This is a genomic window from Methanobrevibacter sp., from assembly GCF_045577275.1.
Classification (GTDB): Archaea; Methanobacteriota; Methanobacteria; order Methanobacteriales; family Methanobacteriaceae; genus Methanobrevibacter.
Map to the genome: position 1 here is coordinate 1 of NZ_JAZNIB010000273.1, position 15,717 is coordinate 15,717.

Below are 15,717 nucleotides of genomic sequence, written 5' to 3' on the forward strand. Positions count from 1 at the left end.
AATAACATATAAATACTTTATATAATATTAAGAGTACTTTTTGGCAGATTTAATCAATAGCTAAAGAACTTTAAAATTAAGTGTAATCTTTTGCTGATTTAAGCAATAGCTAAAGAGTTTATTTTACTTTAAATTAAACAAATTTCAAATTTGGGGCATAATATGACTAATTCAAGAAAAATGAGATATTATCTCAACAGGGCCGTTTCAAGAAAGTTCAAAGAGATGAACGGCATATTCTGTAATCTATCAGAAAAAGGAGATAATATCATAGTTAACCTTCTAACAAGGCAATCTCTAAAAGATTCCTCATTGGAACTCAAGCACAGACTCAGTGAGACCATTTTAGAATATCCAATCGAAGGCAAAAGTGCTATTATCCCATTGAAAGATTTGTTTGAGTTTGATAGAAGTGTTTTTGATGTTTATGTGAGATTTGACAGCGAAAATAAAATGAGAGTCAAATTCCGTGAGAAAAATAAATTTTTCAGTGCAGTTTTTGAAAATAAAAGGAAAGCAATTACAAGCTATTCCACAATTAAAAACAATTTATCCTTAAGATTTAAAAGAATATTTTCCTATGATTCAATTATAGAATCCATTGAATTGAAAGATGGAAAACTCACCATGAATGGATTATTGAATCTTGATATGCACGTCAATAACCCAAATGTGAATCTTGAATTTTATTTGAAAATCATAAACAGAAGCAATAAGAAGGAATATTGCAAGAAGATAGAATCTGAAAACATTGAAATAGACTTGGATGAATTTTTGGAAGCTGTGGATTATGGAAAATATGACCTGTTTTTAATATACAAATTCAACGGTGAAGTCACTGAAAGGAGATTGAAGTTTCCTTTCAAATCCGATGAAAACATATCCTTAAATGATGAAAGATATCCTTTATTGTTTTACTCCACATTATACAAAAACCTATCATTCAGATTCGATTATGATTATATAATTACTGATTTTAAGGTTGAAGATGGCAATTTGATCATAAATGGAGAATTCCTCAACGATTTGGAAGTCTATGATGATGAAGATTCACATTTCCCTGATTTCCTTGTTGAAATAAAAAATAGGCGGAGTGGACAAAGACTTGAAAAGGAAATATCAGAAGATAAAGTGATTGTTCCACTAAGTGAATTGCTGGAAATAGCTGATACAGGTCTCTTTGATTTTTATTTTAAAGCAGCAAACGATTCAGGCAGTGCCAAAAAAAGAATCAGATTCAACCCAAAACTCAAAACACTGAAATTTACCTTAAAGGAAAATAAAAGGGTATTGACCATATACCCAACACTTTATGGAAGATTGTCCTTAAGATTGAAAGAAAAGAACTTGGATATGGACATAACCAGATTGGAAGAGATTGAAGGTAAGGCGTTCATAAAAGGAAGCTACACCCCTTTGAATGACGATATCGGTGAAGTAAGCAAAGCCACAATCGTTGGTAAAAACAGGTTCGGCAATGAAGAGAATGAATTCCTCCTAGACCTTAAAGGCAATGAGTTTGAAGGATTCATAGATGACTTCGATTTTGGAGACTTGGATCTTTTGAATTTGAGAATTGACTTCTATCTAAGACTATATGATGGAGATGTGTTCTACGAGAACTTGATTGATTTGACCAATCTGAAAAATTTCTTTAATGATGAGGAAAGGTACTTGATTAATATTCCTAATGGGGATTGCTTATACTCCTATTATGCCACCGCAGGAAAACATTCCCTCGGCCTATGGATTACAACAGAACAGTCATTTGAAAAATCACTTGTAATCTCTGGTGGAAGAACAATATACAAAGAGGCATCAAAAGAAAAGATCAATGAAAATATGGTTTTCTTTGAAAGTTTCTTTGGAAAGTCCTATGCTGGCAATCCAAAATATATCTATGAATCCATGCTTAAAATGGGATTGGATGAGAAATATACCTTTGTTTGGGCATACAATGGAGAAGATAAGGACATTATCCCTGGAAATCCTATTATTGTGAAGCGTTATGAGGCTGGGGATTATTATAAATATCTTGCACAATCCAAATACTGGGTAAACAATATTATCTTCCCAATTCATTACAAAAGGAAAGGAAATGTCTATCTGCAAACCTGGCATGGTACACCTTTAAAGAAATTAGGTTTTGACATTACCATTCCAGGACCTGAAGTTGAAGGTAGAGAAAACTTTTATAATGAATCAAGGAATTGGGATTATCTCATTTCATCCAATGAATATTCCACTGAAATATTTAGGAGAGCATTCAAGTTTGATGAGGAAGTCTTGGAGATGGGTTATCCTATAAACGATATCTTCTTTAGAAAAAATGATAAGGTGATACGTGAAATTAAGGATAGATTGGATATTCCTAAAGACAAGAAAATCATTTTATATGCTCCTACATGGAAAGATGATGAGCAGAATGACGCTTGGGATCATTATTTCAATCTTGAAATAGATTTGGAAAGACTATATAAGAAGTTTGGTGATACCCATATTATATTGTTGAAGATGCATCATTTGGTATCAGAAAATTTCAGTATTGATGAGAAGATGAAGGATTTCGCTATTGATTTATCTGGCTATGATGATATTCAGGAATTATACATAATATCAGACATCCTAATAACCGATTATTCATCAGTGTTCTTTGATTATGCTCACTCCAGAAGGCCTATACTCTTCTTTGTGCCTGATTTGGAACATTATGTAAGTGAGGTAAGAGGACTGTATCTTAATATGGAAACAGATATGCCAGGGCCTCTAATCAAGGATAACGATTATCTGATTGAATGCATTGAAAATATAGATGCTGTTGAAGAGGAATATAAGGAAAGATATGATAAGTTCTATGAAAAATTCTGTTCACTATGCAATGGCCATTCCAGTGAAGAAATCATCAAAAGGGTTTTTGAACTTGAAGATGGATTAGAAGAGCAGGATTGATTTATTGTTTAATGTTTATTGTTTAATTATTAATGTTGATTGTTAATGTTGATTGTAATTTGAAAGGAGAAAAAATATGTCATCTGAATATGAATACAAATTATCCGTCGTTGTATTGGTCTACAATACAGAAGAATTTCTTGAAGAGTGCTTGGACTCTCTCGTAAATCAGACACTTGATGATATGGAGATAATTTGTGTTAATGACGAAAGTAAGGACAACAGCCTAAATATCCTGAAACGTTATGCCAAAAAATATGATAACATCAAAATCATAGACCAAAAAAATACTGGAGGAGCTACTGCAGGGAATAATGGTCTTAAAATGGCTAAAGGAGAATATGTTACCATAATGGATTCAGATGATGTTGTAGTTGAAGACGCTTACGAAAAATTGTATAACAAGGCTAAAGAAACCGATTCAGATATTGTAAGTGGAAAGCCGTTCAAATATGTTGCACCCTATCAGACACAGCTTGGTACCAGACAGGATATGTGGGATAAGGAAAGAACAGTTGACATTCACAAGGACATAGAGATATTCTATGATGTATTCTATTGGGATAAAATCTATAGAAGAGAGTTTGTAGAGAAAAATGACATTTACATGATCCCAGGCAAACTTTATGCTGATGCTCCAATGGTATTCAAGGCATTTCTAAATGCAGAAAAAATCACTTATATTGAAGATTTCGTTTACTATTGGAGACATAGGTCTGTCAATGAATCAATCACAAAAAGTTTGACTAACCTGAAGAATACTGAAGACAGGCTGGATAACTACTATGTCTTGAAGGAATACTTCAAGGATGAGCCAGAACTGTACAATCAAGTCATTAAATTGTATCTTGAAAGGTTCATATACCCAATAAAGGGAATCTTAGATAATCCAATTTTTAAGGAGGCATATCTGGAAGACTTGAAAAAAATACTCCTTGATATCGATGATGTGATAGATAATAAGTTTGTCAACATGAAATATGTTTTATACACTTATTTGATTATAAATGATGAGATAAGCATTTTAGAGGATGTGTTGAAGAATTATGAAGGAGTCAAGGACTTTTTCGTATACAATGGCAAAAGCTATTGGAATTTGAAATATTTCAGGAATCCTGTTATCGGCATACCGGATGAGGTTTTTGAGATAAGGAACCTTCATCAAAACTTTATAAACATCCAGGATATCGGCTTAAAAAATGATGCATTTTACATTAAAATGTCCATACCTCCGACATTGAAAATAGATGAGGCCAGAATCAGATTCAACGGATTGACCAGAAAATACGGTTCAAAGGATGACAATAGCTACATATTTGATTTGAATATGCATGAAGGAAATAGATATGACATTGAACTTCCACTGGAGAACTTAGTCAATATAAACTTCTATGACATTTACCTTGAAGTTGTCTATGATGGAAAACGTGAAATATTCAGATTGGGATTGAACAATTTTGTTGATGAGATGGACGAGAATCTGTTTTTTGAAGAGGATAAGGCAAGAATAGTCTTGACATCAAATGAAAACCTATCAATTGTCAATACCAATGTGGATTCCCTCTTAAATCTGGATATGGATGAAAATCGATTCAAGATCATTCCAAATATAGAAGAAATAAACTATAAGTTAGGTTTCGGATATGGAAAGGACTCCTATGATGTTTATTTCAAAAGATTGAGTATTGAAAATACAGACAAGTTTACCAATGAGCTTGAAATGAAATGGAAATATTCCTTGGAAAAGAATACAACATACAGAATGTTTGTCAGGATAAATAAAGAGAAATACCTATTGAAATCCAAGTCATTTGTAAATTATGAAGATCAGGAAGTCGATTATGAAGGTGGAAAGATCAGACTCTTTAAGGATGAGAATGATTATTTGTATATAAGATGGGAATGTGAATGAATAAAATATGATATAGGATGAATTGAAGGAATTCAAAAAGAGAAAATTAAAAAAAAATGATTTATGATTATTTCAATGATTTAAAAATTAAAGGTTAGGAGATCTAAAATGGTTCCAAAAGTTATGATTATATTAGGAAGTGCTTCCGATAAGGAAATAGCACTTAAATCAATAAAAATATTGGAAAAGCTTCAAATTCCATACAGTTTGAAAGTGGCCTCTGCACATAGGACCCATGACAAGGTAAAGAGACTTGTTATTGATGCCACTAAATTAGGTGTGGAAGTCTTCATAGGAATTGCAGGACTTGCAGCACATTTGCCTGGTGCAATAGCTGCATACACCCACAGACCTGTGATTGGAGTTCCTGTTGACGGTGCAGTAGGGGGACTTGATGCATTGTATGCATGTGTACAGATGCCATTTCCTACAGCAGTGACAACAGTGGGAATCAACAGAGGGGACAATGCTGCAATACTTGCAGGTGAAATAATCGCAAGCTATGATGATGAGGTTGCACAAAGGATATCCGATTTACGTCTTGAATATCAGGAAAAGGTGGAAGCTGGAGAGAAGGAACTTATCGAAAGCCTTGATGGCGAATGCTTCCAAAAAGACTTTTTGGCTGATGAGCAATATGAAAAGATAGAGTTTGAGGAATTAGAAGACACTCCAGATGTTATGATACTTGCAGGAAGCTACTCCGATGTGGAAATAGCTAAAAACGTAGCTATTTTACTTGAAAGAATGCAGATAGAATATAAATTGGATTACATTTCTCCAATAAGACATGCAAAGGACTTTGAAAGCTATATGAGCAAAAGAAATAATGCAAAATTGTTCATTGCAATCAGTGGTCTCTCTGCACTTGTTGCAGGATCCGTTGTTGCACTTACTGAAAAGCCTGTGATTGGAGTTCCATGCTCCAAAAAACTGGATGGTCAAGATGCATTGCTCACAATGGCAAATATGCCTCCAGGAGTCCCTGTTGGAACCGTTGGAATAGACAATGGTAGAAATGCTGCAATAGTTGCAGGCGAAATCCTTGCAATATCCGATGCGGAAATTGAAAAGAACTTGAAATGGATCAAATACAAGAATGCAGACTTATAGAATGCTTAAAAAACAAATTATAGAAACAATAAAATCCGACTTTGATTAAATTAATGGAAAAACGATAATAAACAAAAAGGGATAAAATGAATATGCCTAAAATATCTGTCATACTGCCAATCTACAATGTGGAACCTTATCTTGAAGAGTGTTTGGATTCCATATTGAATCAATCCATGATAGATGACATAGAAGTCATTATGGTGGATGACGGCAGCTGTGACGATTCCAGATATACCATAGAGCGGTACGCATTGGATTATGACAACTTCCATGCCTATCATAAGGAAAACGAAGGAAGTGGAATAGCAAGAAATTATGGATTGGAAAAGGCTAAGGGAGAGTATATTCATTTCTGTGACCCTGATGACTATATTAAGCCTGATTTTTATGAAATGATGTATGAATTTGCAAAATCCTCACCAAATGCAGATTTTGTAGTTGGAAACAGTTCAAGATTTGGAAATTGGCACATTTGGGAAAGTATCCTTTATAAAACCACTTTCGAAAACCTTGATGAAGTGATAGAATCCACTAACATCAGGGAAAACACAAATTTCGTTTGGGATACTGGAGTATGGAATAAGCTGATTAAAAAAGAATTCCTGATGGAGAAAAACATCAGATTCCCAAATGAGAACATAGTAAGTCAGGACCTGGTGTTTACAATCAAACTCCATTGCTTGGCCAATGAAATAGCTGTCAACCCTAACATTTATTACTATTGGAGATTGAGACAGAGCAAAGATTCAGTTACACAGCAAAAAGGAAGAATAAAAAGCTTTAACGATAGGCTCAGAGTGATTGGACTGATAAGGGAATTCCTTAAGGAAAACAATGTAGAAGAGGAAATCCTCAATGCGGAATATGACAAATGGCTAAACCATGACTTGAAGGATTACATCAAAAGAATCAAGGAATACCCTGAAGAATATCATGACGAGAAACTGTCTGAAGTGAGAAAAATCTTAAATGATGTTCCGGAAGACATCAAGGAAAACCTCAATTCCTATAAGCAAATAATCTATAGAATGGTTGAAAATGATGACTACGATGGACTTCTATCATTCTCATATTTGGAAAATGACTTGAAGAAGAATCCTAATCTCTTTGAATTGGCTGGAGAAGACTACCAACAATACGTCAATTTAGAAAGAGACGGCCAAATGGAAGAGCTTCAAGCTCGAAGGGGAGACATCAATTCAAATGATGAAGAGATTTTGATAGACTTTTCCTCATACCTGCCATTTGTTGATGGAGACGATTTCACAATCACTGCAGCAGTTGTTGATGGTGAAGGCAACGAGTATCAAATAATCAATGAGGATATTGTAGAGGATGAAGTGAATGGAGAACTCGCTGAAGATGAAACAGTTGAACCTGATTACTCGATAGAAAGGTATCAAAGAGTGGCAGTACCATTGAAGATAATCAAAAATCTCAAGCACTCCCGAATAAAGATCAAATATGAAAGCGAATCCATATCCAAAGAAACATTTTTGAATAACAATAGAAGAGCAACTTATGTCTTTGAGGATTATGACGTGGATATAGGAATTGGAACTCGAAAGGAATTGTATATTGATGTCAGATACAAAAACAACAACAATGTCAGAATTCATGACATCATTGAAGATGATGCAAAATTCATGCTTATAGGCAGCTCTCAAGAAAAAGTGGAGAACTTGAAAATTCAAAATCTGGTGTGTTTCAATGAAAGGCATTTCCCAATCCAATACCTAAGTCTTGATGAGATAATCAATGAATTCTATAATGATTCTATTGAAGATGGATCAAATGAAGGTGAGGAATCTGATGAAATCCGAATCAATGGAGATGTTGTGGAATATGAACACACATTTATAGCTGCCATACCATTTAAGGAATTGTTTGATGCAGTAATCAAGAAATGGGAAATTGGAACCGCTGAATTCATTGACCATATCAGCTTATCCAAAAACTATTATTTCTACACTTCAACACATAAGACCCAAATAAGAAACTTGAGAAAGAAAATTGTGCTTGAAATGTTCCTCATTGATTATATTGCAGAAATGCATGAAATGAAGGAAGAAAATCTTAAAATAATCAGAACTGACAGAGAACTCAAGAAAAAGAACAGAAAACTTAAAAAAGAAAACAAAACATTGAAAACGGTGAAAAAGAATCTTACAGAAGAAAATAAACAACTGAATAAGGCAAATAAAAAGCTGAATGAACAAAGCGAAAAGCAAAAAGAACTGATAAATGATTATAAGAATAGAAAAGTGATCAAAATCGTGGACCACCTAAAAAAATAGGTTATGGGCACTAAACAATTAAAAAATCATACTAAATGAAATTATATTGATAAGCAATAAAAAAAAAAGGAAATCGTGATTATTATGGTAAAGAACATTATTCAAATTGAAGATGAATTGGACCCTATGTATGAGGTTGCTAAGGTTTTAAGAAAATACCCTAAGGATACAGTAATCCTAAAGAACATCAAGGGCCATGACATTCCAGTGGTATCCGGAATATGCAATACAAGAGAAAAGATAGCTGATTCCCTTGGATGTCAGGTTGATGAAATGCTTTATAAGATTATAGATGGGATGAACAACCCAACTCCTGTCACCAAATTCATTGATTTGAAGGATGAATACAACAGCAAAAGAGTGGATTTAGGTAAAATCCCTATCCTAACCCACTATAAACGTGACGGTGGAGCATACATCACTGCAGGAGTGGTATTTGCAAAGGACCCTGTCACTGGAGTTCAGAACGCTTCAATTCACAGAATGCTAGTTCTTGAAAAGAATAAATTAGCTATCCGTATCGTACCAAGAAACCTATACACCTACTTCCAAAAGGCAAAGGAAATGGGCAAGGACTTGGACATTTCAATAGCTATTGGAATGGAACCATCCATCCTTCTTGCATGTACCACTTCAATACCAATTGACGTTGATGAAATGGAAGTTGCAAACAGATTCAAAAATGGTGAATTGGAATTAGTTACATGTAAAAATGGAATAAAGGTTCCTGAAGCGGATATCATCTTTGAAGGTAAGATATTGATAGATGAAACCGCTCCTGAAGGTCCATTCGTTGACTTGACAGACACTTATGATTACGTAAGGGAAGAGCCTGTAATAAAGTTAAGCAAAATGTACATCAAAAAGGAAAATCCGATGTACCATGCAATATTGCCTGCAGGATTCGAACACAAGTTGCTTCAAGGAATGCCACAGGAACCAAGAATCTTCAATGCTGTAAAGAACACCGTCCCAACAGTACAGAATGTTGTGCTCACTGAAGGGGGCTGCTGCTGGTTGCATGCTGCAGTTTCCATCAAAAAGCAAACTGAAGGAGACGGAAAGAACATCATTATGGCTGCACTTGCTGCACACCCATCCTTAAAGCATGTCGTAGTGGTTGATGAGGATGTGGACATATTCGACCCACAGGACATTGAATATGCTATAGCTACAAGGGTGAAAGGTGATGATGACATCATCATTGTACCTAAGGCAAGAGGATCTTCATTGGATCCTAAGGCTTCTGAAATAGATGGAACAACTACCAAAGTAGGTGTTGATGCTACAAAATCCATTTTAACCCCAGAAAAATTCGAAAGAGTTAGCTTAAGTGAATAAGTCTGATACATTATAATCTGACTAGTTGGTGATATTTTGAAAGATAAAGTATTGTTCCAAATCAAAAGACTGACCCATAAAATGTATTTCAATATAGAAGAGGATGGAGATAATTTCATTTTCCATTTGAAAAAGGGAGTCCCGTTTTCAACAAGCTACTTAATTTTCAAGCATAAGAAAACTGGAAAAAGAATTTCAAAGGAAATAAAATCTTCAAAAGCTGTGATTAGTCTTGATGAATTGAATGAACTTGATGAATACGGAAGATTCAATGTCTTTGTAAAGGTATTGGTGATGAACAAGATATTCATTCAAAGGATTAAATTCGTATTTCAAAACAGCAACAAAATGATATTTGATAAAAAGAATCATCGTATATTGGAATCTCTTCAAAGCAAATACTTTAATCTTTCTTTCATATATAAGCCTGCTGAATTTGTAGCAACGGCAACTGAATTTAAAAAGGAAAACAATCAAATATTGCTCAAGGGTGAAATTGAAGCATATGATATTGATTTCAATTCCGTTGAAATATTGGTTGCATTGACTAGTCAGTGGAGATACATTCCATGCAATTGGGAAAAGGATGGAAAAACAATCAAATTTGATGCAAACATCGACTTTGAAATTGAAGAAGAGGATATTGGAAACAGACATTACCCTCGCATTCGATTGAAGAAGGATGACATCGTCATAGACAATGCCAGAATAAAGGCTAAAAACATAACAATCAATGGAATCGATGATAAATATTTAGATTACATAGAAAACTTCAAGGCATCAGAAGAAACCATTCCTGAAGAGGAAGCAAAGGGTCTGGATGAGAATGAATATTGCTCTATGCTTTGCATAGCTTCAGACTCCAATCTAATCTTTGAAATCCTAAACAAAAGAGACATCAATAGAATGATGAAAAACGAGAAAAGACTCTTGGAACATTTTTCCACCTTGGAAAACAAAAAATTGGTTTTCTTTGAAAGCTTCGATGGAAAATTCTATGCTGGCCAATCCAGATACATATATGAAAAGCTATTGGAATTGGGATATGACAAATATTTTGATTTCATTTGGTCTTATAGTGGCGACTTGGACATTCCTGGAAATCCAATCATCACAGATAGAGACTCTAGAAACTTCAAGAAGCTATTGAAGGACTGCGAGTACTGGATAACAAACATCAATTTCCCAAACTTGAAGGATGATGAATACATAGTTCATCTTCAATCCACATATGGAACACCTTATAAATGCATGGGAACTGATGTAAAAACCAACAGCAAAAAAATCAGAAAGGATAGAATAAACATAGGCCCTGGAAAATTGAATTACCTGTTGACAGCCAATGATTTCTCTAAGGAAGTTTTTAAAAGTGCATTCGACTATGATGGGAAAATAATCAACAAAGGTTATCCTGCAAACGATATTTTCTATCAGAACAATGCCAAAAAGATAGAAGAAATCAAAAAGGACCTTAATATTCCAAAAGATAAAAAAATCATCCTTTATGCTCCAAGCTTTAGAGATGTTGAACTAAAAGATGAAAAGGAAAGAAATTACAAATTGCTGTTAGATTTGAAGGCATTGCATGAAAATCTATCCGACGAGTATGTTCTTATTGCAAGATTGCATCCTCTTCTTTTAAAGGATTTGGAGATTGAAGATGGAATGAGAGAATTTGTGATGGATCTATCCGATTATGATGAAATCACAGATTTATATTTAATCAGCGATGCTCTCATTACTGATTATTCCAGTGCATTCTTCGATTATGCCCATAGCAAAAAGCCTATACTCTTCTTTGTTCCTGATAAGGAGAAATATTTAGGATTTAGAGGATTATACTCCCAAGTTGAGGAAAATCTTCCAGGCCCTGAAATATATGACAGCCAGGAATTGATTGATGCAATAAGGAACATTGACGATGCAAGTGAAGAATACAAAGGCAAATATGAAGCATTTTATGATGAATATTGTAATTTAGGCCATGGAAACAGCGCTAAAGATGTAATAGACATTATCTTTAAGGATGTGGGAAAATGAGTGACGAATATGATAAGCCAACTGCAGAGGATGGGAAAATGAGTGAAGAGAATTTTGAATATAAGCTTACTGCAGTTGTACTTGTTTATAATGGCCTGCCATACTTAAGAAAATGTTTAGAGTCTTTAGTGAATCAGACATTGGATGGATTGGAGATTTTGCTGATCAACGATGTAAGTACCGATGACAGCTTAAGTGTCTGCAGGGAATTCGAAAGGGATTACGACAATGTAAGGGTAATCGATAAGGAAATCAATGAAGGATTGGCTACAAATGCAAATCTGGGAATCGAACTTGCAAAGGGTGAGTATGTTATTCTTGTAGACAATGATGACATAATTCCTTTAGATGCATATGAAAAGCTCTACACCAAGGCAAAGGAAAATGATGCAGACATTTCAGTCGGCAAGGCCAATTTCATAGTTGGAAACGTTCAGCAGGAAATGAACTACAATGACAAGACAGGATGGGAAGAGGAAAAGGTCATAAACGACATAAACGAATTCCCTCTTTTGTTCCATGACGCATTTTACTGGAATAAGATCATGAGAAGGGAAATGCTGATGAAACACAATATCAGATTACCTATTGGGATGATTTATGCTGACAGGCTATTCTCTCACACCGCATACATACATGCAAAGAAAATTTCAATAATTCCTGATTGCGTTTACCTATGGAGAAGACACGAAACTTCCTTAAGCATGAAAAGGGAAAAGATAGAGAATTACATCAACAGATTGGATTCCTATGATATGAATCTGGAGGATATCATAGACCATTATCCTGACTACATCAAAATCATATTAAGAAGGATACTTCTGCCAATATACGGAATGCTGAATGATAAGGAGTTTGAAGACATTATCTTCAATAGGGTAAACAATTTCTTTGAAAGGGCAAGCAAAAATGTGGAAAACATATACGAAAACAATTCAGAGGATATTGACAGCATTTACCTTTATTTGATAAAGAACCAGAAGAGAGATGAATTGAAAAGACTCTTGGAATTGAAGCTAAGTGAAGAGAATAAAGTTGTAAATGAAAATGGAAAGACCTATTGGAAGCTTCCATTGTTCAGGGATGAAAGCGTGAATATCCCTGATGAACTCTTCGAATTGCATTTCCTCAAAAGCCAATTCGTCAATATCGGAGAAATCATATCAACTGATGAAAAGATAATATTCAACAATATTCAAATTCCAAAATATTTCCCATTGGAAGAAGGATATATCGTTTTAAAAGGTAAAACCAGCCCTTACGAGGTCTTTGAAGACAATATCCTTTACTATGGATTTGAAAAGATTGAAGATGGGGAAAATCTATACAAGGCAGAGGTTCCTATAGAGGATTTAGCCATGTATGAACTCTATGATGTATTCATCAAGTCAAAGCATGAAGATAGGGTTGCAAATGACTTTAGAGTTAAAAAAGGCACAATTGAGAAAATAGACAATGGAAATAAAAATATTAAGCTTGTCTACACCACAACAAACAATCTTGTAGTCACTGCTGAAAAGCTAAACAATGAATTTGAAATTGATTGTGATGGAGAAATGCTTAGATTGTTGGTTCCAAAAGGAAAGGAACTGTTGAGAATTCCAAAAATATATCTTGTTAATGAATTCACAAGTGAAAGGACATACATGAAATTGAATGAAGAAAAGACTGCATTTGAACTCAAATGGAAATTCTTCCTGGATAAGGGATCAACTTACAGTTTCTATATGGTAAGCTTTAACGACAAGGGAATGATGAGGGATAGGAAAAAATTGAATCCTGCCTTTGTCAAGAAATTCAAAAAGATTTCATTGAAGGGTGACGGAAAGGATATTGAAGTATATAAAACCAAAAAGGACATTAGAATCAAAACCAAATAAACAAGAAACAACATAAAACCAAAAAACAATCCAATATTATTTTTAATTATTCATTGATTTTTTTATTGAGAGGTGTAGGATGTTAGAAAAGATTTTTAAATCATACATTAGTGCTGAAGAGCTTGACAAGATGTATGACATGGAACTTGAAGAAAGTGAAAACTCACTGATTTTCAATTTGATAAAAAATGGAAATTCCAAAAGCATTCCATTTTTGAAAAAATATCTTGTGTTGAAGCATAGGGCAAGCAAAAAGGAAATAAGCAAGGAAATATCCAAATCAGTCAAATTAAGTGGAGACGATGTAAGCAAATTGAAATCTGGAGTCATCGATCCTTTCCTAAAGTTCAAGCTTGGGAAAAAGACCATACAGATTAGGCCTAAATTCATAAAGCAACATGAAGACAAATCTCTTTTGGACAATAAAAACAGATGCATATTGGAATCCTACCCAACAGTCAATAAGAAAATTTCATTCATCAAAAGGGATGGAGTGATGAAAACCTATCTCGAATCAGTTGAAGAAACAGCCCACCACTTAAGATTGAGTGGAAAGATAAAAGTCTTGGATGACTGCGAATTTGATGAAATGGAAATGTTTGCAGAATCAAATAAGGGCGGTGAACTCCATATTCCGTGTGAATGGAAAGAAAATGGAGAATACTATGACTTCTCCTTTGATTTCGATTCAGATGAAATGGCTGAAAAATTAAAGGGAATGGAAATAAACAGTGCATGGACCTTGACTGCGATATTGAAGAAGAACGATGAAGAAATTGACCGTGACAATCTTCGCACCAACAAAATAGCAAGATTTGAAAAAGAAGCTGACTATAATCTCCAATCATTGAAAATCAATGATTTTCTTGCTGAGGATAAGGGCATATGTCTCCTATTGTATTCCACAAAAAGCCGCAACTTGAAATTCCAGATACTCTCTGAAGAAAGATATGAAAAACAGATTATGAAAGCCAAGAATCTTGATAGGTACCAATACTTTAAAGAGAATCTAGACATTGATGACGATTTGGTATTCTTTGAAAGCTTCCATGGAAAGTACAACAACAATCCAAAATACCTGTATGAAAAAATGCTTGAATTGGGATATGACAGCAAATTTAAATTCGTTTGGTCATTCAAAGATGAAAATCTGGATTCAAATGAGGCGCAAGATATAATACCAGGAAATCCAATCATCGTAAATGATGAAGAGGAGGACTATTACAAATATCTGGCCTCTGCCAAATACAAGATAAACAATGCAACATTCCTGAACATAATTGACAAAAGGAAAAAGGTGGTCCATCTGCAGACATGGCACGGAACCCCACTTAAAAGATTGGGATCTGATATTGACGTTGAAAATCCAGGAGTGAGCTGGAACCATTTCAACAATGAGGTAAAAACCTGGAACTATCTGATATCAGCAAACCGTTTCTCTACAGAAACCTTTAAAAGGGCCTTTAACTATAAAAACAAGGTCTTGGAAATGGGTTATCCTGCAAACGACATCTTCTATCAAGACAATGAAATGAAGATAAATGAACTAAAGAATAAGTTTGATATAGATACTGATAAAAAAATTATACTTTATGCACCAACCTTTAGAGATAATAAGTTTGATGAAGAAGGAAATCGTATCTTTGACTTAGAATTGGATTTAAATAAACTCTACAATCAATTAAAAGATAAGTATTTTTTAATCATAAAAACCCATTATGTGGTTTCAAAGGAATTGAAGATTGATGATGAGATGAAGGATTTCGTGATTGACCTTTCCAATCATGATGACATTCATGAATTGTTCATACTCTCTGACATTTTGATAACCGATTATTCATCTGTATTCTTCGATTATGCACACAGCAAAAGGCCAATTTTATTCTTTATGCCTGATTTAGAGGATTACATCAGCTCCAGAGGAGTTTATGAGGAGATTCTTGAAAACCTGCCAGGACCTAAAGTGATTGACAATGATGAATTGATTGATTGCCTGAATGATATAGATAAGGTTGAAGAGGAATATTCTAAGTCATATGAAGAGTTCTACAATACATATTGTGATCAAGGACATGGTGATGCATCAGAAAGAATTGTTGAGGAAGTCTTTGGAAAATTATAAGATATTAATTAAGGGAATTGAACTGAGGAGTAAAAATGAGTTTCAAAAAGAAGATAAAGC

The 15,717-nt window shown here is 34.2% G+C and carries 8 protein-coding genes; all 8 read left to right on the plus strand.

Features of this window, described 5'->3' with window-relative positions:
• Window positions 1-162: 162 nt before the first annotated feature.
• The 8 genes from ACKI67_RS08065 (at window position 163) to ACKI67_RS08100 (ending at window position 15,657) form a co-directional block, all read left to right on the plus strand.
• Window positions 163-2,949 carry a CDP-glycerol glycerophosphotransferase family protein gene (locus tag ACKI67_RS08065; protein ID WP_407462988.1) on the plus strand — a complete coding sequence of 929 codons (2,787 nt, stop codon included), beginning with the start codon at window positions 163-165 and terminating at the stop codon, window positions 2,947-2,949.
• A 76-nt stretch (window positions 2,950-3,025) separates the two neighbouring features.
• Window positions 3,026-4,861 (plus strand): glycosyltransferase, encoded by a 1,836-nt coding sequence (locus tag ACKI67_RS08070; RefSeq protein WP_407462989.1) that lies wholly within the window; start codon window positions 3,026-3,028, stop codon window positions 4,859-4,861.
• A 108-nt stretch (window positions 4,862-4,969) separates the two neighbouring features.
• Complete coding sequence (gene purE / locus ACKI67_RS08075) at window positions 4,970-5,974, plus strand: 5-(carboxyamino)imidazole ribonucleotide mutase (protein WP_407462990.1); 1,005 nt, start codon at window positions 4,970-4,972, stop codon at window positions 5,972-5,974.
• An 86-nt stretch (window positions 5,975-6,060) separates the two neighbouring features.
• The gene (locus ACKI67_RS08080) at window positions 6,061-8,274 is read left to right on the plus strand and encodes a glycosyltransferase family 2 protein (RefSeq protein ID WP_407462991.1); all 2,214 of its coding nucleotides are present in this window, start codon (window positions 6,061-6,063) and stop codon (window positions 8,272-8,274) included.
• An 84-nt stretch (window positions 8,275-8,358) separates the two neighbouring features.
• Window positions 8,359-9,615 (plus strand): UbiD family decarboxylase, encoded by a 1,257-nt coding sequence (locus ACKI67_RS08085; protein ID WP_407462992.1) that lies wholly within the window; start codon window positions 8,359-8,361, stop codon window positions 9,613-9,615.
• A 36-nt stretch (window positions 9,616-9,651) separates the two neighbouring features.
• Entirely contained in the window at window positions 9,652-11,655 is a 2,004-nt protein-coding gene (locus ACKI67_RS08090) for a CDP-glycerol glycerophosphotransferase family protein (RefSeq protein ID WP_407462993.1), read from the plus strand.
• Window positions 11,652-13,535 carry a glycosyltransferase family 2 protein gene (locus tag ACKI67_RS08095; protein ID WP_407462994.1) on the plus strand — a complete coding sequence of 628 codons (1,884 nt, stop codon included), beginning with the start codon at window positions 11,652-11,654 and terminating at the stop codon, window positions 13,533-13,535. Before ACKI67_RS08090 ends, ACKI67_RS08095 begins: the two co-directional genes overlap by 4 nt.
• A gap of 79 nt (window positions 13,536-13,614) precedes the next feature.
• Window positions 13,615-15,657, plus strand: coding sequence for a CDP-glycerol glycerophosphotransferase family protein (locus ACKI67_RS08100; RefSeq protein ID WP_407462995.1), 2,043 nt, complete (start codon window positions 13,615-13,617; stop codon window positions 15,655-15,657).
• Window positions 15,658-15,717 lie beyond the last annotated feature (60 nt).